This window comes from Ornithinibacillus proteolyticus (genome assembly GCF_039581225.1).
Lineage (GTDB): Bacteria > Bacillota > Bacilli > Bacillales > Amphibacillaceae > Ornithinibacillus > Ornithinibacillus massiliensis.
The window spans coordinates 31,066-49,550 of record NZ_JBCPXV010000023.1; the positions used below are offsets into that span (position 1 = coordinate 31,066).

At 38.3% G+C, this 18,485-nt stretch carries 18 protein-coding genes and 1 other annotated feature; of the genes, 8 read left to right on the forward strand and 10 right to left on the reverse strand.

What is annotated here, in order from left to right; genetic code table 11:
• The first annotated feature begins 159 nt into the window (after positions 1-159).
• The gene (locus AAIB49_RS11905; protein WP_339215869.1) at positions 160-501 is read left to right on the forward strand and encodes a P-II family nitrogen regulator; all 342 of its coding nucleotides are present in this window, start codon (positions 160-162) and stop codon (positions 499-501) included.
• A gap of 28 nt (positions 502-529) precedes the next feature.
• On the forward strand, positions 530-1,837 hold the full coding sequence (locus AAIB49_RS11910) for an ammonium transporter (protein ID WP_343458155.1): 1,308 nt from the start codon (positions 530-532) through the stop codon (positions 1,835-1,837).
• Positions 1,838-1,926: 89 nt separating this feature from the next.
• Here the strand turns inward: AAIB49_RS11910 and AAIB49_RS11915 are convergent, their stop codons facing one another.
• Complete coding sequence (locus tag AAIB49_RS11915; protein WP_343458156.1) at positions 1,927-2,520, reverse strand: GNAT family N-acetyltransferase; 594 nt, start codon at positions 2,518-2,520, stop codon at positions 1,927-1,929.
• A gap of 202 nt (positions 2,521-2,722) precedes the next feature.
• The gene (locus AAIB49_RS11920; protein WP_339215874.1) at positions 2,723-3,949 is read right to left on the reverse strand and encodes a putative glycoside hydrolase; all 1,227 of its coding nucleotides are present in this window, start codon (positions 3,947-3,949) and stop codon (positions 2,723-2,725) included.
• Positions 3,950-4,273: 324 nt separating this feature from the next.
• Here AAIB49_RS11920 and AAIB49_RS11925 point away from each other — a divergent pair, with 324 nt between their 5' ends.
• The gene (locus tag AAIB49_RS11925) at positions 4,274-6,526 is read left to right on the forward strand and encodes an outer membrane protein assembly factor BamB family protein (protein WP_339215875.1); all 2,253 of its coding nucleotides are present in this window, start codon (positions 4,274-4,276) and stop codon (positions 6,524-6,526) included.
• Positions 6,527-6,577: 51 nt separating this feature from the next.
• On the opposite strand, the gene AAIB49_RS11930 is transcribed toward AAIB49_RS11925, so the two are convergent.
• Positions 6,578-7,714, reverse strand: a complete 1,137-nt coding sequence (locus tag AAIB49_RS11930; RefSeq protein WP_343458157.1) for a PQQ-dependent sugar dehydrogenase — start codon at positions 7,712-7,714, stop codon at positions 6,578-6,580.
• Between the two features lie 214 nt (positions 7,715-7,928).
• Here AAIB49_RS11930 and AAIB49_RS11935 point away from each other — a divergent pair, with 214 nt between their 5' ends.
• Positions 7,929-8,213: a transposase gene (locus AAIB49_RS11935; protein WP_339215878.1), complete on the forward strand. Its 285-nt coding sequence runs from the start codon at positions 7,929-7,931 to the stop codon at positions 8,211-8,213.
• 201 nt (positions 8,214-8,414) lie between these two features.
• On the opposite strand, the gene AAIB49_RS11940 is transcribed toward AAIB49_RS11935, so the two are convergent.
• Positions 8,415-8,708, reverse strand: coding sequence for a DUF378 domain-containing protein (locus AAIB49_RS11940; RefSeq protein WP_339217797.1), 294 nt, complete (start codon positions 8,706-8,708; stop codon positions 8,415-8,417).
• Positions 8,709-8,855: 147 nt separating this feature from the next.
• On the opposite strand from AAIB49_RS11940, the gene AAIB49_RS11945 reads away from it, so the two are divergent.
• Together AAIB49_RS11945 and AAIB49_RS11950 are read left to right on the forward strand one after the other, a co-directional pair.
• The gene (locus AAIB49_RS11945; RefSeq protein WP_343458158.1) at positions 8,856-9,281 is read left to right on the forward strand and encodes a pyridoxamine 5'-phosphate oxidase family protein; all 426 of its coding nucleotides are present in this window, start codon (positions 8,856-8,858) and stop codon (positions 9,279-9,281) included.
• A 112-nt stretch (positions 9,282-9,393) separates the two neighbouring features.
• On the forward strand, positions 9,394-10,851 hold the full coding sequence (locus AAIB49_RS11950; RefSeq protein WP_445254514.1) for an aldehyde dehydrogenase family protein: 1,458 nt from the start codon (positions 9,394-9,396) through the stop codon (positions 10,849-10,851).
• A gap of 501 nt (positions 10,852-11,352) precedes the next feature.
• Here AAIB49_RS11950 and AAIB49_RS11955 read toward each other — a convergent pair.
• Together AAIB49_RS11955 and AAIB49_RS11960 are read right to left on the reverse strand one after the other, a co-directional pair.
• The gene (locus AAIB49_RS11955; protein ID WP_343458159.1) at positions 11,353-11,919 is read right to left on the reverse strand and encodes an NADPH-dependent FMN reductase; all 567 of its coding nucleotides are present in this window, start codon (positions 11,917-11,919) and stop codon (positions 11,353-11,355) included.
• A gap of 13 nt (positions 11,920-11,932) precedes the next feature.
• Positions 11,933-12,991, reverse strand: a complete 1,059-nt coding sequence (locus tag AAIB49_RS11960; RefSeq protein WP_339215882.1) for an LLM class flavin-dependent oxidoreductase — start codon at positions 12,989-12,991, stop codon at positions 11,933-11,935.
• Positions 12,992-13,183: 192 nt separating this feature from the next.
• Here AAIB49_RS11960 and AAIB49_RS11965 point away from each other — a divergent pair, with 192 nt between their 5' ends.
• The gene (locus AAIB49_RS11965) at positions 13,184-13,531 is read left to right on the forward strand and encodes a winged helix-turn-helix transcriptional regulator (protein WP_343458160.1); all 348 of its coding nucleotides are present in this window, start codon (positions 13,184-13,186) and stop codon (positions 13,529-13,531) included.
• 116 nt (positions 13,532-13,647) lie between these two features.
• Positions 13,648-13,821: a binding site (T-box leader), on the forward strand.
• Positions 13,822-13,874: 53 nt separating this feature from the next.
• On the forward strand, positions 13,875-14,873 hold the full coding sequence (gene trpS / locus AAIB49_RS11970; protein ID WP_186869391.1) for a tryptophan--tRNA ligase: 999 nt from the start codon (positions 13,875-13,877) through the stop codon (positions 14,871-14,873).
• A 6-nt stretch (positions 14,874-14,879) separates the two neighbouring features.
• Here trpS and AAIB49_RS11975 read toward each other — a convergent pair whose 3' ends face one another.
• The 4 genes from AAIB49_RS11975 to AAIB49_RS11990 form a co-directional block, all read right to left on the reverse strand.
• A complete protein-coding gene (locus AAIB49_RS11975) occupies positions 14,880-15,653 on the reverse strand; it encodes a YjbA family protein (protein ID WP_186869390.1) in 774 nt (257 codons plus the stop codon).
• A gap of 140 nt (positions 15,654-15,793) precedes the next feature.
• Positions 15,794-16,000 carry a YuzI family membrane protein gene (locus AAIB49_RS11980; protein ID WP_186869389.1) on the reverse strand — a complete coding sequence of 69 codons (207 nt, stop codon included), beginning with the start codon at positions 15,998-16,000 and terminating at the stop codon, positions 15,794-15,796.
• Positions 16,001-16,225: 225 nt separating this feature from the next.
• A complete protein-coding gene (gene fabF / locus AAIB49_RS11985; RefSeq protein ID WP_186869388.1) occupies positions 16,226-17,467 on the reverse strand; it encodes a beta-ketoacyl-ACP synthase II in 1,242 nt (413 codons plus the stop codon).
• Positions 17,468-17,527: 60 nt separating this feature from the next.
• Entirely contained in the window at positions 17,528-18,466 is a 939-nt protein-coding gene (locus AAIB49_RS11990) for a beta-ketoacyl-ACP synthase III (RefSeq protein WP_186869387.1), read from the reverse strand.
• Positions 18,467-18,485 lie beyond the last annotated feature (19 nt).

Consider the following 18,485-nt stretch of genomic DNA (forward strand, 5'->3'; position numbering starts at 1 on the left):
ACAAAATCGATATAATTAATGTAAAAGCCATCCTCTAATAACACCTTTATATAATGTTAGGTTATATTACATTAAATTAAATTAATTCTTGATTTTTTCCAATATTCCCCTTATCATTTAATTATAATGTGAGGAAACCTAACACAAGGAGGGGAGTAGATGAAAAAGATTGAAGCCATAATACGTCCAGAAACATTCCAATCTTTACGTAGTAGCTTATCCGAGATAGGGATAGGCGGTTTAACGATTACAGAAGCAGCTGGTACTGGGAAACAAAAAGGGCAAACCGGATTATTTCGCGGTACTACGTTTCAGCTACAGTTATTACCTAAGCTTAAAGTAGAAACAGTCGTGGATGATAGTCAAGTTGATGAAATAGTCGACATAATCATCAACACTTGTAGCACAGGAGCAATTGGTGACGGAAAAATCTTCATTTATCCGATTGAAGAAGTCATTAGAATTCGCACAAAGGAACGAGGAGCGCAAGCCATTTTATAAAATGAGTTTATGATTAGGAGGGGAAAGAATGAATACAGAAGAATTAGAGCTAGCCATTAACCTAGTATGGGTAATGTTAGGCGCTTTTCTTGTATTCTTCATGCATGCAGGATTTGCGATGGTCGAATCAGGGTTTACTAGATCCAAAAACACGTTAAACATATTAATGAAGAACTTCTTAACCATTAGTGTTTCAGCAATTTTATTCTTTGTTGTCGGGTATGGTTTAATGTTCGGAAGTACTTTTGGCTCTATAGTCGGTTCCGATGGCTTTTTGCTTAGCGGCGTAGAGGATATTGGTTTCTTTGTCTTCCAAGCAATGTTTATAGCCACCTGTGCCACCATTATGTCTGGTGCTGTTGCAGAAAGGATTAAGCTTGGAAGCTATATTTTAATTGTGATAGCTATGACGGCAATTGTTTATCCAGTAGTGGGACATTGGATTTGGCAAGGAGACGGTTGGCTAACGATTCTTGGATTTAGCGATTTCGCTGGATCTACCGTAGTTCACTTAACAGGCGCTGTAGGCGCATTAGTAGTTGTTCTTATTTTAGGACCTCGCGTAGGTAAATACGAAGGGAAAAAAGTTAACGTAATACCAGGTCATAATATCCCTCTCGGCGCGTTAGGTGTTTTTATCCTATGGCTTGGATGGTTTGGATTTAATGGGGGTAGCACACTAGCAGCTGATCCAACATTAGTCCCCATGGTAATTGGCACTACTTTGTTATCTACCTCTGCTGCCTTAGTTGCAAGTGCATTATACACCAGATTCCGATACAAGAAAGTGGATGCCTCATTATCATTAAACGGTGTATTAGCAGGATTAGTAGGAATTACTGCAGGGTGTGCCGAAATATCTCTCGGCGGCTCTATTATAGTCGGATTAATTTCTGGAGTGATTCTCGTAGAAGGAATTCGATTCTTCGATGCTAAGTTACAAATTGATGATCCGGTTGGTGCAATTACCGTACATGGTCTACTTGGTATATGGGGTACATTGGCTGTAGGTTTATTTTCAACTTCTACTGGCCTGTTTTATGGTAATGGATTTGCACAACTTGGAATTCAAGCCATCGGGGTACTCGCGGTCATCTTATGGGTAGCCTTTACCATTGGTGGATTTACGTATGTATTAAACAAGTTTGTTCCAATTCGTGTATCGAAAGAGGAAGAAATTGCAGGACTTGATTTTGCAGAACACGGTTCTAATGCTTATGACTTCAAGGACACATTGTTAACTAACGATGAGATTGAATCGCCAAATGTAGGTCTTGCATTAGCAGATCGCTTAAACAATATCCCTGCCGGAAACACCGAAGGAAAAACGATATAAAATAAGCAATACACATTGAAAACACTACACTTTTAAACACCACAAACGGTCGTCTTAACCAAAGGTTTAAGACGACCGAATTATAAATATTATTTCATCTGATTTCTATCTAGCCTCGATAAAATATCCTCTGACTCTCTGTCCTCATTAAATGTTAATACTTCATCTACAGGTTGATAAGACTGCCCATAAAGCTGTTCATCTTTATACGTATGAATCGATTCATACATTTTTCTCATTTGCTCATAAATGACTTCTTCCGATTCATCATTCGGTGACCAATATAAAATTTCCATTGGGGTCTCCTCATTAGTCGCCAATGAACGTCGATTATATCCAATTGATTGAGCATGCTTAAACCCTTCACGCTTATAAAAATGAAGTCGTTTTTCGGTATCTGAATCATCATAATCAACCGGTTCTACTTCTAATATTATCGGTTTATTATGTTCTTTTAATTTTTCAATTAACTTATGTCCAATACCTTGTCCTCTCGCTTTAGCTGAAACCCATACATAATCAATAAAAATAAAGGAATCAAATTCAGCATACATCATAACATGATATGGACCATCATCTTTATGGTAAACGTCCCCTTTTTCCTTCAATAACAGTTCCATATGTTCCTTTGATTTCATTTCTTCAATAGGGAAATATTTACTTAATTTTTCATACCAATCCATGGATCTACTCCTTCGTATTTTCTAAAAGAAAGCTAACAAACTCTTAACGATTTTGTAAAACAATCCTGAAAGCCTTTCTGTTGCTAGTATAACGAAAATAGGATTAGATGTTAAATCCCTGTTATACACTTATATCTTCAGTATGTGTAGTTAAACGAAAAAAAGCGAAACTTTTATTTATTGTTTCGCTTTTTTTCGTAATTTATGGCTTATAATCAACATTTTGGGTATATGTGTTACCAGCATTCCAAATTAAGTACTCATTTATTCCATTATCCTGTAAGGCTTTTATCTGTGCTTCCACTTCTTTTTTTCCATATTTTGTTACTGGTATACCTGTACCATTATAGATCCATGGCGCTTCAAAATCCTGTATCCATGGTCGAGAGACTGGTCGATTTTCCAATTTAGAAAGTACCTCATTTTCCACTTTAGCGTATTCATCCGTTAAACGATACGGCTCTGCATCAGGAAGTGGGATTCCAAAATAATTATTAGACCAGTGACTTGGATATATCATGGATGAAATGACATCGACATTTTCCGATATTTTGGAGAAGTTTTGACCTATTCCTGGTGCTTCAGGAATAGTAGCTGCATAACCGAAAATATCCACAGACACATCTATGTCATAAGGCTCTAATTCTTGTTTCGCATACGCCACAAAATCTGTAACAGCCTGAACTCGCCGTTGAACATTATCTTCTTCACTATCTTCATAGGCACCTTGTGAATAGGTTAAGTCGCCATCCCTACGTTCAAACCCTTCTGGAAATCGAACATAGTCAAACTGAATTTCTTTGAAGCCCATTTCGGCTGCCATTTTAGCAATATCAACATTATATTCCCAAACCTCTTTTTGGAATGGATTTACAAATGATTCGCCACGGTTATTTTCCCAAACAGAACCATTCTCTGTAAACGAAAGATCCGGTCTATTTTCAGCTAACACACTATCTTTAAATACTACAACCCTGGCAATTGGATAAATTTGATTTTCCTCTAATGTTTTCATCATTTCCTGAATATCTTTAATATAATTTTGACCAATTGCTACAAATGGTGAATCTTCATCAGGTTTAAATGTTAAATATCCATGGTCTTCTTTAATATCAATAACCATTGCATTCAGATCAGAATTATTCACCAATTCCACTAATGAATTAAATCGACTACCACCCGCTGAGTGACCAGTTACATAAATACCTCTTACTGCATCTGGATATTCAAAATTATATCCAGAATCAACTACGAAGCGCTTTATAGAAACACCCTGTTCAATTAATTGAATAGATGTTTGTCTTGCTACATGATCATGGGCAAATAATTCTTCGTCCCCACTACTTTTTTCTGGTATTGCAAACGGAAGTAAAATAACAAGCAGGAGAACAATTGGGATTAAAAATCTCTTCAGTTGTGTATTCTTCATTCTATCAATCTCCTATTCCATAAGTGTAGCTTGCTTACGTTAAGTTGATGCAGACAACCTTTCGTTTGCAACCCTTTCCATCTATTATAAGGCAGAAACGCTAGATTTTGAATGGAAAATAATAGATTTTTGTCATTCTTTTTGTCGTATTGTCGAATTACTCTCTTTCCATCGTTAAACGAACCGAAATATCAAATTATTCGGAACATATATCTCTATTTCATCATTTCTTATGATTTTTACATTAGAAGGGTAATTTGACGTTATAAGGGCAAATTACAAAAGAACCTAATGTATAACGTCATGAAGAAAGGAGCTTGAAATATGGATAGACAAGTATGGTTTGTTATTGCTGCTGTAGCTATTATCACTGCTGTAGGATTTTTCGCTTTTCAAGGGATAAATGATGACGAACATGCTGAACCTCCAGCTGGCGAAGATACACAAAACGAAAATGAACAACAAGATACTACTCCAGAACAAACCAAGAATCCAGAGAAAGAGAATCATCAGTCTGTTCAACATATGGACTACACAGGAGAGGTTGCACCTAAATTTTCCGCTGAAGAGCTAGCAGCCGCTCCTACTGACAATTGGATTACAAATGGTGGTGACCTTTACAACCGAAGATACTCACCGTTAGAGCAAATCGATACATCTAATGTTGGGGACTTAAAGCTAGAATGGGTTACTAGCTTAGGTTCGGGTTTAGAATTCAAATATTCCGGTGAGTCAACGCCTCTTGTATATGATGGGGTAATGTTTAATGTTACCGGTGCTAATGTTGTACAAGCTCTTGATGCTACTACGGGAGAAATTATTTGGGAGTACACACCACAACTCGCCGATGGCCTTGACACCGCTTGCTGTGGTTGGATTAGCCGCGGTGTTGCATTAGGAGATGGAAAAGTCTTTGTCGGACTATTAGATTCCCGTCTAGTAGCACTAGACCAAGAAACTGGTGATGTTGTTTGGGAGACACCTGTTGCTGAATGGCAAAAAGGGTACACCATCACAAGTGCCCCCCTCTATTATGATGGAAAAGTTTACACAGGAGTAGCTGGGGGAGAATACGGCATTCGAGGCTTTTTAGCTGCTTATGATTCTAATATCGGAAGAGAGGTATGGAGAACGTATACAATTCCTGCACCAGGTGAGCCAGGATCTGAAACTTGGCCAGATGATAACAATAGCTGGCTAACTGGCGGAGGGCCTATTTGGCAGACTCCAGCTGTTGACCCAGAGCTAAATATGATTTATTTTTCAACTGGGAATGCTTCACCTGACCTTGATGGAAGTAACCGCGAAGGAGATAATCTTTACGCGAACTCCATGCTAGCCTTAGATGCTGATACAGGAGAATACCAATGGCACTTCCAGCAAGTGCATCATGATATATGGGATTTAGACCCTGCTAATCCAGTTACATTATTTGATGTAGAAATTGATGGTGAATTGAGAAATGCTATTGCAGAAACAGGGAAAACTGGTTGGGTATATATATTAGATCGTACAAACGGTGAACCATTAATCGGGATAGAAGAACGACCGGTACCACAAGATGAAAGACAAAAAACGTCTCCTACACAACCATATCCAATTGGAGACGCACTAGTACCACAATCCATAACAGAGGAAGATATCGAACGAGATTTTCCAGATGATTTTGATGGAAAAGTTGGGGATTTATTCACACCATTCTGGGATGAACCATTAACCATTACTCCTTCGCCTCAAGGAGGAGGTAACTGGCCACCATCTGCTTACAATCCAGATACAGAATTGTATTATGTACAAGTAAACAGTAACTATTTTGCCTATGCACACAACGAAGAAGACGAAGCGAATATTTTTGATGAAGGGAAAGAATGGATTGGAAGTATTTGGCAACCAATGGAAGGTGGACCACAGCACGGATTAATCACAGCAGTTGATGTTAAAACCAATACAATTGCATGGCAAGAGGAATGGGAGACCATTGCCTTTAGTGGATTATTAACTACAAAAGGGAATTTACTATTTGCTGGTCATAATGACGGAAGGCTTATTGCCTATAACGCAACGACAGGTGAAGAATTATGGGATTTCATGACTGATGCCGGTGTTAATGCTCCAGCAATGACTTATTCCGTTGATGGAAAGCAATATATTTCCGTCTTTGCTGCTGGTAATTCATTAGCCGGGACTACCCACGGGGATAAAATTTACACCTTCTCTTTAGAGGGAGAATACACATCTCTAGAAGACGTACCAGAAGACGCAATTAATACATCTCCAACCGCCGAGGAACAAGACACAGATAACCAGGAAAGTGAAGGTCAAACCGGTACAGATGGTGGTGGTGAAGTGGCAGAACAAGGTCTTAAGATATATGAAAGCAATTGTCTATCCTGTCACGGTGCCAAGGGTGTAGGTGGCCATAATGGACCTAACCTTGAAAACCTTGAGATGACCGATGAGGAATTAATCGAACAAATTAAACATGGTAGTGGTGGTATGCCGCCATTTGAAGGCGTATTGTCAGAAGAACAAATTGAAGCAGTAAAAGAGTATTTAAAAACATTAATGAAAGAATAATTTAAAAAAGATGGTTCTAGAGTAAATAAAACCTAGAACCCTCTTTTTCATTTAATTAGACGCTTTTTCTGCTAATGGAAGATGGATTAGACGGTCATCTTTATCAGTCGGTTCTCCCCGATCATCACGATTACTTGTAATGACAAATAATGCATCCTCTTCAATAAACACATCGCGAAGTCGACCTGCTTCATCATAGAAATCTTCCATCACTTGTGTTGCTATATCATACGTTAAAATTCTTTTCCCCGCTAAAGAAGTTATATATAATTGTCCATCATGGTAGGCAACACCAGATGGCGCCCATGTATCTTCACCTGAATGTACTAGCGGACTAACCATATCTTCCGCCTCTTCATCCCCCTCAATAATCGGCCATCCATAGTTTTTACCTGCTTCAATTATGTTAATTTCATCATTACCTTTTTCCCCATGTTCAGAGCTATAAAGAACCCCTTGTTCATCCCAAGCCAACCCTTGTGAGTTTCGATGACCATAAGAAAAAACATAAGAATCTTCAAATGGATTATCGTTCGGAATCTCACCGTTCAGCTCCATACGTAAAATTTTACCAGCTAAACTATCTAAATCTTGTGCTACATCACCTTGCCCGAGGTCACCTGTTGTTGCATAGAGCATACCATCTGGGCCAATTTTAATTCTTCCGCCATTATTCATTTCCCCACCAGGAATATGATCCAAAATCACATCTTCTTCCTTCCAAGTGGAACCATCAAGAACAAGGGTTACGATACGATTTACCATTTCCCCTTCCTTATCATAGGTATGAAATGCAAATGCTCGTTTCGTATTTTCAAAATCTGGCGCTAATGTAAAGCCAAGAAATCCAGATTCTCCCTTATGTAGAATATCTTTTGAAACTTCTACATTTTGAACCTCTACTAATCCGAAATCACCATCAATCGCAACAATCGTTCCATCCCTTTGGCTTAAATAAAAAGTCCCTGCATGTTTATTAATAGTCCATGGAATAAATAATTTATTGGCATTGATGTTGCCATCATCCGATGCTATAACTTCAATGGAATCCTCAAAGACCTGAATTGCATCATCCTGATCATTATTAGCTTGCTCTTTCTCTTTATCTGGGCTGTCCAATACAAATAGGAAGATTATTGCAGCAACTACTAGCACCCCTATTAAACTAACTAAACCATACTTCTTCAAATTTCTTTCACCTCTAATTTATTCTTCGTTCAAGCACGAAGGTATTTATAGGTTTATTATTTCCAAATCTTTATTTAGATATACATATTTTCATAGAAATTGGTTACTATTTTCACAGAATGAAAGATATGAGCGATAAAATCTTTTACAGCACTGGTTGATATTTTTACTAATGTACATACTATATGGGAATATATTTTACTGGGAGGTTATCATGAGAATCCTTTTAATTGCAGGAATCGTAATAGGACCCTTTTTAATGTACTATTTATCCAATACATGGAAGAATATTCGATTCCTATTCCACATCGTTGCTATTATTTCTACGATGGTTTTTGGGATAATCGCTTCTTTATCTATCTACCAAATAATCATCGACGGTACAGTATTAATGACAAATATTCATGCTATTTTTTTAAACCCATTCTTTTTACTATCAGGATCCTATATTGGCTTGTATATGCTATACTTCCTATTAACTTTGACAATGAAGCCATGATTTACTAATAAACAGTAGCGGCTAAGCAGTATAATCGCTCCGGAAATCAAGCGATTGTTTGCTCAACTTGGTACAGTCAAGCACGGGATCCACCAAAACATGAGCACTCTATCGTGTCCCTCATGCATACAGGAGAAACCGTCTCCGGAGCGAATGTCATTCGTACTCTATCAAGGGATGTTCATGATGACGACTAATGGCTTACACATCCCTATCTTCTTCCCTAACGCGAGAAAAATCGTCTTCTTCACCAAACTCGGTACCATAATTAAGTCGTCCAGTACCGGTAGTCTCTCTTTCATCAGCCGGTTCGAATAATAAGGTGATACAATATAAACCACTCAAACCAACTAACGTATATACAATTCTAGATAGTAACGCATCTTGCCCACCAAAAAGTGCAGCTACCAAATCAAATTGGAAAAGTCCAATTAAACCCCAGTTAATCGCACCTATGATTACTAGAGCTAATGCAATTCTTCTTAATGCTTCCATCTGTTCTTCACCTCCCTTAATCAAAGTAACAATCATTATTATCATCCACCTTAATGTATTGGTTCATACCAATATAGCTAAAAATTATGGTTATTTTCTTTGCACTAACGGAATAATGAGAATGATACTGATTAAGGAGTGAGACTAATGACACAAGATAAACTGAAAACAGCAATCCAGCATATACTTAGCGATAGCAATGTCGGTATTATGGCAACAGTTCAAAACAATATACCACACGCACGCTATATGACATTTTTTAATGAGGAATTAAATCTTTATACGGCAACAGAAGAGCATACACATAAAGTAGATGAATTAGAAAACAACCCTTACACACACATCCTTTTAGGTTATGAAGGTGAAGCATACGGAGATGCGTATGTGGAGTATGAAGGGAAAGTTCATATTTCTGATTCGTTAGATTTGAAGCAGAAACTGTGGAATACGAATATGGAGAAATGGTTTGATGGGCCACATGATCCAAACTATATTGTATTAGAAATTAAACCTATTCAAATTAGATTAATGAATAAAAAAGGTGAAGAACCAATGATTTTAGACCTATCATAATCTGTCTGAAGTAGATTTGCTATTACGCAGATAATTTGATGTTAAAACGATTTCAGTACTATCATCAAGGAGTAAGAAGATATCGAATTTATCCGAAAGGAAGCGAATTATCTTGGAAAAATACACAAGACAATTTATAGCTGGAGAATGGGTTGAAGGTTCAAGTAATAGTGTGGTTACTAACACGAACCCATATAATAATGACGTAATAAATGAAATAAAGGGTGCCTCGAAAGAAGACCTTGATCGTGCATTCAAATCCGCTAAGGAAGCACAGCAAGAATGGGAAGCAAAGCTCCCAGATGAGAAACGTACGATTCTTGAGAAGGCAGCACAAATTTTTACCGAACGCAAAGAAGAAGTAATCGATTGGCTAGTAAAGGAATCTGGTAGTACAAGAATAAAAGCGGAAATCGAATGGGGTGGTACGGTCGCTACGTTAAAAGAAGCCGCTTCATTCCCTTATCGTGTCACAGGGTCCATATTACCTTCCAATGTACCTGGAAAAGAAAATCGCATCTATCGTTCCGCTAAAGGTGTGGTAACTGTAATTTGCCCTTGGAATTTTCCATTAGTCTTAACAATGCGCTCCGTTGCTCCTGCGATAGCAACTGGGAATAGTGTCGTACTAAAACCCGCATCATCAACACCAATAACATCCGGATTTTTAATAGCAGATATTTTGGAGCAAGCAGGATTACCAAAGGGTGTACTAAATGTTATTGTAGGTAAAGGCTCAGAAATTGGTGATGATATTGTCGAACATCCTATTTCAAAACTTGTATCATTTACAGGTTCAACAGAAGTAGGAAGAAGAATTGGCGAAATTGCTGGTCGTACATTGAAGGATGTAGCACTTGAATTAGGTGGAAACAATGTCCTAATTGTACTGAATGATGCTGATATAGAACGGGCAGCAGAAGCAGCTGCATTTGGTGCCTACTTACACCAAGGACAAATATGTATGTCTTTAAACAGAGTGGTAGTCGATGCTAGTATTTATGATAATTTTGTCGATGTATTTAAAGAAAAAGTAAGTCAGTTAAAAGCGGGTGACCCATCTGATCCAGAAACAGCAGTTGGCCCTTTAATTAACCAAAGTGAAGTTAAAAGGATTCTGAAAGAGATAGAAAATAGTGAGGCCCAAGGTGCAAAAGTAGTTATTGGTGGACAGGCGGAAGGAAATGTACTTTACCCAACCATTCTGAAAGATGTAACAAATGATATGCCTGTTGCCCAAAATGAAATGTTTGGACCGGTATCATCTGTTATAAAAGCTAAGGATGAACAAGATGCCATCCGCATTGCGAACGATTCCCCATATGGTCTGAGCGGTGCCGTTTTTAGTGGTGATATTAACCATGGTGTCAAAGTTGCCAAACAAATTGAAACTGGAATGATTCATGTGAATGACCAATCTGTCAATGAAGAAGCACATGTAGCATTTGGTGGAGAAAAAGGTTCGGGTGTTGGCCGATTCGGTGGCGAGTGGGCTATAGAGAAATTCACGACCGTGAAATGGATTAGCGTTCAAGAAGAAGAGCGTTTCTATCCATTCTTTAAACAGTAAAATTTATGAAAAAGAGGCTGGGACATAACTAAAACAAAGGTAATAAAAAAGAACATTTTAACACATTAGCCCCGGAAATATACGGAGACTCCTGTGGGAGGAAAGGGCACGGCCTGAGACCCCGGAAGAGCTTTAGCTCTGAGGAGGCTCACCAGCCGCCCACGATACTTAATTTTCGCGCGAACTACCTCAAAAATCGCGCGAGGATTCCTATTTTCGCGAGAGCTCCCATGAATTTCGCGCGGGCTCCCCCATAAATCGCGCGAGACTTTCTTTGTCGCGCGATTTATGCTAAATGTCGCGCGTTTTTTTATGATTCTCGCGCGAATTTGATCGTATATCGCGCGAAGATTTCTAGTTTTACGTGGGGTTCCCGGTTTCGCACTAACCGCAAGTATATTTCCGGGGCGGGTTTGATGCGCTAACTTTCATATTCGGTTTATCCTATGTTAGAAATTGTTTTGTCCTAGCCTCTTTTCAATTTGTCCTTAAACCACCATGTTAAAAATCATACATTGCTTCTTTTTCATCACGTATTTTCTTATAGGTGTCCATTAGGGTAACCGTATCTTCAACTAAACGATTAATCCGGAGTAGAACATCATCATTTCTAATTTCTTTTAAATAGAAATCCTTTTCTTCGATAAATACATAGGTCTGTACTATCTGGGCCTTCATGTAAGCCAAAATAGGTTTTAGCTGTTGCTCAGCTATGAGAAAATGTTTCGCCGATCCAGCTGTTACGATCATACTAACGACCTTGTCACGGAATGCATTGATAGGGAGCAAATCAAAAATATTCTTTAAGGTTGCCGGAATAGACGCTTGAAATATAGGTGTTCCGATTATTATAGCGTCAGCTTCCATAATCGTTTTCGTTACATACCCTGTATCCCCTTCATATTCCAAATAATTTCGGCCGTCACTAAATTGAATCTCATAGTCAGCCAAATCAATCACTGTCACTTCTACATCTGGATATGTTTCAGAAAGGGATTTTACTGCGTAATTCATTGCTGTTCTTGTTTTAGAGCCAACTTTCGAACCTGACAATCCTACGATTTTCATCTCGTTTACCACCTTATTTCTTTGCTGTATATTTCCTAATTGCTGGTAAAATTTCGTTACCAATCAACTCAATATTTTTCATTAATCGGTCAAATGGTACCCCGCCAAAATCAATTTGTGCAATATAGCGCTGGTGTCCAAATTGTTCATGCTGATATAAGATTTTCTCGATAATTTGCTGAGGACTACCTACATTTATAATACTTCGCGAATCAACACTTTGTGCAAATAGCTGCTTGGCAAATCCTTGACCATTTGTTCGCTTCATCCCTTCATTAATATGTGGATACATATCCCTTAAAGCTTGCTGGGACGATTCTGCTGCATAGAAGAATCCCGCTGTGGCAACAGGTAATTCATCTGGATTATGTCCACCAAGTCTTGCTGCTTCACGATAGGCATCAATTGTTCGTTTAAACACGGATACCGGGCCACCTAAATGAGCCATAAACATTCCCACACCAGCATAACCAGCCTTCATCGCACTAGCTGGAGTTCCGCCAACAGCACGCCATATTGGCATTTTACCATTTTTCGGACGTGGAAGTATTTTAGCATTTTTTAGTGGTGCACGATATTCGCCATTCCAATTCACAACTTCTTCTTCGTTAATCTGAAGTAGCAGATTAAATTTTTCCTCAAATAACTCTTCATAGTCACGAAGATCATAGCCTAACAAATCAAAAAGTCCCACTCTTGAAGCTCGGCCAGCAATGATTTCCGCTCGCCCTTTGGAAATTAAATCTAATGTAGCAAAATCCTCATATACTCGAACCGGATCAGACGTAGAGATAATAGTAGATGAACTCGCAATTTTAATGTTTTTCGTTGCTTGTGCTATTGCTGCTAGAACAACAGAATGAGCTTGTGTTGCAAAGAATTCTTGGTGACTTTCCCCTACGCTAAAAAAGTCAATTCCTGCTTGATCAGCAAGCTTAGCATATTCAATAATTTCCTGAATTCTTTCTTCTGCTGATATCCGTTCTCCTGTAATTGGATTCGGTAAGTGATCTCCTAATGTATAAATACCAAACTCTAGCCCTTTCGCTGGATCGATTCTATACTTTTCCATTTTCCCTTCCGCCTTTCTCACCTGCATCACATGTATGATTAATGGAATAGGTTTAGTGTTCCCTCTTTTTATTTATAAGGTATCTTTTATCTTTCTTCTTCCTATGTTATTATGAACAATAGAACCTGATTTCGCAAGTACGCACTTTAATGTAATATAGTATCAAAAAGGATACTATTGGAGGTGTTTATCATGACAATTGAGCCAGAACAGTGCAAAGTAGAAGATGCTCTAGGCATTCTAGTAGGAAAATGGAAACCCATTATTCTTTTACATCTTTTGGATAAAGGTACCCAACGATTCAGTGAGTTGAAACGGAATGTACCTGGTATTACTCAAAAAATGTTAACAAAGCAACTACGTGAGTTAGAGGAAGAAGACATTGTGGAACGAGTCGTATATCCTCAAGTACCACCAAAAGTTGAATATTCTATCACGGAGTATGGACGAAGCTTAGAACCGATTTTATCTGCCATGCATGAATGGGGAAAGAACCATACACTGCATAAAATGAATAAACAAAGAAAAGAGCGTTCTTAAGCAGTTATGAAATGATATATTAAGGATGCTTATCATAAAACCACCCTTTTTAGTAAGAACGTACTCTTCTACTTGATTTTCAAAAAAAAGCTATATATAATAAAACAAACTCTATATTAATAGCAATGAAAAAGGCGTAGTACTATTTACCCGCTGTTTCAAGAGAGCTTGTGGCTGGTGTAAACAAGCATCAAGGTAAATAGGAATTGGACTTTGGAGCTTATTTTTAATGAAGTGATCTTAACGGTTTAAGATAATTAGGGTGGCAACGCGGTTCATTCGTCCCTTCGATATAGGGATAGAATGGGCTTTTTTTATTGTTTAAAATAAAGGAGTGTTTAATATGAAAACCATTTTTTCAGGAATCCAACCAAGTGGCTCATTAACAATCGGCAATTATGTTGGTGCTATAAGTCAATTCGTTGAGCTACAACATACCCATCAATGTTACTTCTGTATTGTGGACGAACATGCTATCACTGTCCCACAAGATCGTTTAAAATTGCGTCAAAACATCCGCTCTCTTGCAGCATTATATTTGGCAGCTGGAATCGACCCGGAGAAAGCAACCCTCTTTATTCAATCGGAGGTTCCGGCACATACACAGCTAGGCTGGATGATGCAATCGATTAACTATATGGGTGAATTAGAAAGAATGACCCAATTTAAGGATAAATCAGAGGGAAAAGAAGCTGTATCAGCAGCACTATTCACGTACCCTTCCTTAATGGCAGCGGATATCCTGCTTTATCAAGCAGACCTAGTGCCTGTTGGCGATGATCAAAAACAGCACTTAGAACTAACACGTGACTTAGCACAGCGCTTTAATAATCGTTTCCTAGATGTCTTTACCATTCCGGAGATCAGCATCCCTAAAGTCGGCGCTCGTATTATGTCCTTACAAAACCCTACGAAAAAAATGAGTAAATCAGATGAAAATGTGAAAGCATCTATCTTTATGCTGGATGAACCGAAACAAATTGAAAAGAAAATTAAAAGTGCAGTTACAGACTCAGAAGGAATCGTTAAATACGATAAAGAAAATAAACCTGGAGTTTCTAATCTATTAGATATTCATTCTGTTTTCTCCGGTGAGACTATTGCTGAGCTAGAACAAAAATATGCGGGTAAAGGTTACGGGGATTTCAAACAAGGGGTAGCCGATGCGGTCATTGCCGTTCTAAAACCAATCCAAGACCGATATCACGAAATCTTAGAATCCAGTGAATTAGACGACATTTTAGATGAAGGTGCAGAAAAAGCATCCCTAGTTGCGAATAAAACGATACAAAAAGCTAAAAAAGCAATGGGCCTTGGCCGAGTGAAAAAGAAAAATCAGTGAGAAGCCTCACTGATTTTTTGATTTCTGTTTGGATGCACCTTCTACGTCATTGTTTTCAAGCTCCCACATCTTCTCCAGGAACGGTTGTCCCTTAATTAACTTCTCACATAGTTCCTCATGGGCAAGACTCCAACCCGATTTGACACCATCATACAATGCCTGCCAAACCTCATTTTCGTCCATAAATCGAATATCTGGATATTTCTTAGGATTCCACTCCGTTAACCAATAACGTAATTCTTCAATATTATTCGATGTACGAAGCTGATCCAATCCCATCATTAGTAACTGCTTTAATTGTCGCTCTCTTCTCGTTAATCCAAATACAAGTTCCGGAGACATGGAAAGCATATGATACTCTTTTACATAATTAGCATCATCAAAACCAAAGCCCTGTGGTTTCGCCTTATCAATCATTTCATAGACTAATTGTTCCTGTCTTGGGATTAACCGACTCTTTCGAATTGGGATACGATACCCTATCGTATCGAACGCAACTATATCATTACCATCGGTTACTATACAAGCATAATCTACCACTGATCGTTCTTGTCCTTTACGAGTATATGCCCGCTTATAAATGGCATCAAGTAAGCCTTGAGGTAAGTCATGCATATCATTTTCAATGTATTGATATAGTGAGTCCGTTATGTATAGTAATGGCACTTGGTCTAGTAACTCAATTCCGTCATCCTTACGCCATTCATGAAAATAACATACATTATAGCCGTTTTCTTCTCCTTCAAACCAGTTCACCCAAACATCGTGTAAATATAACATACAACACCCCTCACTTCCCAAATGAATCACTCTGAGGTTGTTCAAAAAATTACCATCTATACCATAATTTTTGAACACTCACTTTAAAATACATTATGACCATCATTTAAAAATTTATTCGAGTGTATGCAAAATATGGATTAAGATCGATGAGGAAATGAATATACAACGAATGTCATAAGGAATAAGCCAACGGGGAGAAAGTAACATTCCAAACGACCACTTACAAATAGAAAATACTCGGTCCAGGATACACCGGCCGGTAAAAAATTCATATAGGCAATCAATGTAACACCACCGGTGACACTAAGTCCAAATCCGATTAAAAATAAAAGAATATATCCCATAATACAACCACCTATGCTTGTCCTATAGATTATAATTCATTATATGCTAGTGGTTTACATGGCATGATAGAAAAGATAGAGGGGGAGATTTTTAATGAAAAGATTATGACGCACACTGTTTCCATTGTAAAGAAAATATCTATATTTTCGGGATTCAAGCTCATGAAACCCATCATTCTCCTAGTATGAAAAAAGACTGACCCATTTAGTCAGTCCTTCATCATTTTATGATTGATATTTCTTAAATATAAGCGATACATTATGCCCACCAAAGCCTAAGGAATTACTTAAGACTACATTAACATCTTGTTTTCTAGCTTCATTTGGCACATAATCTAGATCACAATCTGGATCTGGTGTTTCATAATTAATTGTTGCAGGAACTACTCCATCCTCAATGGACTTAATGGAAATCACTGCCTCTACTCCACCAGCAGCTCCTAATAAGTGACCTGTCATCGATTTAGTTGATGATACAGCGAGTTTATAAGCATGTTCGCCAAAAACAGTTTTAATTGCTTCTGTTTCAAATTTATCGTTTAAATCGGTGCTTGTACCATGCGCATTAATATAATCCACTTCTTCTGGCTGTAATCCTGCATCGCGTAGAGCTTGTTGCATTGCACGAGCAGCACCTTCACCGTGTTCAGCAGGAGCTGTAATATGGTATGCATCTCCAGTAGCACCATAGCCTACTATTTCCGCATAAATATGCGCTCCACGCTCAAGAGCTGATTCTAATGTTTCTAATATCAGAATCCCTGCTCCCTCACCCATGACAAAGCCATCACGATTCTTATCAAATGGTCGACTAGCTGTCTTCGGGTCATCGTTGAAGGATAATGCTTTTGCAGAACTAAATCCTGCGAATGCCATATTCGTAATTGGAGCTTCTGTACCACCAGCAATAATATAATCGACATCCCCACGTTGTACAGCTTTATACGCATCTCCAATAGAGTTTGCACCAGAAGCACAAGCGGTAACTGAGCAGGAATTAATTCCTTTAGCACCAGTTTGGATGGAAACCTGTCCTGCAGCCATATCCGGAATCATCATCGGTACAAAAAATGGGCTTACACGCTTTGGACCCTTTTCCATAAATTTAGTGAATTGTTCTTCGTATGTTTTCATTCCACCAATACCAGACCCAATCCATACACCAACACGTTGAGCATTCTCATCTGTTATTTCAAGTTTAGCATCCTTTAACGCCATCATCGATGCAGCAACAGCAAACTGGGTGAACGGGTCCATTTTACGAGCATCTTTTTTATCGACATATAATGTTGGATCAAACTCTTTTACTTCTGCTGCAACTTTTGCTGGAAAATCATCTTTATTTACTTGTGTTACGAAATCAATTCCAGAATTACCAGCTAGGAGACTTTCCCACATCGTGTTCACATCGTTTCCGATTGGGGTAACAGCTCCAAGCCCTGTCACTACTACTCTTCTATCAGACATTTCGGTACTCCTCCTATAATTATTAGAAATTAAAGAGCAGACATTACTGGCAGGTATCCATTACCTTCCCCAGCGTAATGCCAATGCTCCCCATGTTAAACCTCCACCAAATCCAACTAATACAATGACATCATTATCGCTAATTTTACCATCTTTAACACTTTCTGATAAAGCCATAGGTATAGAAGCAGAAGAATTATTCCCATATTTTGTAATAACCTTAGCCATTCTTTCCTCTGGAATGTCTAATCTTTCCCTTGCCGCTTCCATAATACGAATATTAGCTTGGTGAGGAATTAAATAATCTACATCTTCTTTTTGTAATCCAGCTTTCTCCAATACATTTAAGGATGATTCAGGCATTTGTCTAACAGCAAATTTGAAAACTTCACGACCATTCATTGTAATAAATCCGTCGTCTTTTTGATATAAGTGTTTGCCACCAGAACCGTTGGCACCTAATTCAAAGGAAAGGATTCCTTTTCCTTCTGAAACCTCTCCCATAACCGCTGCACCTGCACCATCACCAAATAGTACACATGTATTACGATCTGACCAATCTGTTATCTTCGAAAGCTTTTCAGCTCCGACAACTAATATATGTTTGTATACTTTTGTTTCGATAAATTGCTTCGCAGTTATCATCCCATACATAAAGCCAGCACATGCTGCACTGACATCCATTGCTGCTGCATTCCATGCACCAAGCTTTTCCTGTAGCATGCAAGATACAGATGGAAAAGGTGTATCTGGAGTAACGGTAGCTACTAAAATCAAATCAATATCTTCCGGTTTAATACCAGCATCCTCTATCGCACTAAGTGATGCATGGTAAGCCATATCAGAAGTATCCATATCATCCTCGGCAATTCTTCTCTCTTCTATACCAGTACGAGTACGGATCCACTCATCACTTGTATCTACTATTTTTTCTAAGTCTTTATTCGTTACGACTTTGGAAGGTGTGTAATGACCTACTCCTATAACTCCTACACCCATATAATACATCCCCTAACAT

Coding starts and splice junctions, on each gene's coding strand:
- AAIB49_RS11955 (WP_343458159.1), bottom strand. CDS start 11,919: ATGAAAATCGTAGGATTGTCAGGTTCGAAAGTTGGCTCTAAAACAAGA.
- fabF (WP_186869388.1), bottom strand. CDS start 17,467: ATGTCTGATAGAAGAGTAGTAGTGACAGGGCTTGGAGCTGTTACCCCA.
- AAIB49_RS11945 (WP_343458158.1), top strand. CDS start 8,856: ATGACACAAGATAAACTGAAAACAGCAATCCAGCATATACTTAGCGAT.
- AAIB49_RS11915 (WP_343458156.1), bottom strand. CDS start 2,520: ATGGATTGGTATGAAAAATTAAGTAAATATTTCCCTATTGAAGAAATG.
- AAIB49_RS11940 (WP_339217797.1), bottom strand. CDS start 8,708: ATGGAAGCATTAAGAAGAATTGCATTAGCTCTAGTAATCATAGGTGCG.
- AAIB49_RS11910 (WP_343458155.1), top strand. CDS start 530: ATGAATACAGAAGAATTAGAGCTAGCCATTAACCTAGTATGGGTAATG.
- trpS (WP_186869391.1), top strand. CDS start 13,875: ATGAAAACCATTTTTTCAGGAATCCAACCAAGTGGCTCATTAACAATC.
- AAIB49_RS11920 (WP_339215874.1), bottom strand. CDS start 3,949: ATGAAGAATACACAACTGAAGAGATTTTTAATCCCAATTGTTCTCCTG.
- AAIB49_RS11905 (WP_339215869.1), top strand. CDS start 160: ATGAAAAAGATTGAAGCCATAATACGTCCAGAAACATTCCAATCTTTA.
- AAIB49_RS11975 (WP_186869390.1), bottom strand. CDS start 15,653: ATGTTATATTTACACGATGTTTGGGTGAACTGGTTTGAAGGAGAAGAA.
- AAIB49_RS11980 (WP_186869389.1), bottom strand. CDS start 16,000: ATGGGATATATTCTTTTATTTTTAATCGGATTTGGACTTAGTGTCACC.
- AAIB49_RS11935 (WP_339215878.1), top strand. CDS start 7,929: ATGAGAATCCTTTTAATTGCAGGAATCGTAATAGGACCCTTTTTAATG.
- AAIB49_RS11925 (WP_339215875.1), top strand. CDS start 4,274: ATGGATAGACAAGTATGGTTTGTTATTGCTGCTGTAGCTATTATCACT.
- AAIB49_RS11960 (WP_339215882.1), bottom strand. CDS start 12,991: ATGGAAAAGTATAGAATCGATCCAGCGAAAGGGCTAGAGTTTGGTATT.
- AAIB49_RS11965 (WP_343458160.1), top strand. CDS start 13,184: ATGACAATTGAGCCAGAACAGTGCAAAGTAGAAGATGCTCTAGGCATT.
- AAIB49_RS11990 (WP_186869387.1), bottom strand. CDS start 18,466: ATGGGTGTAGGAGTTATAGGAGTAGGTCATTACACACCTTCCAAAGTC.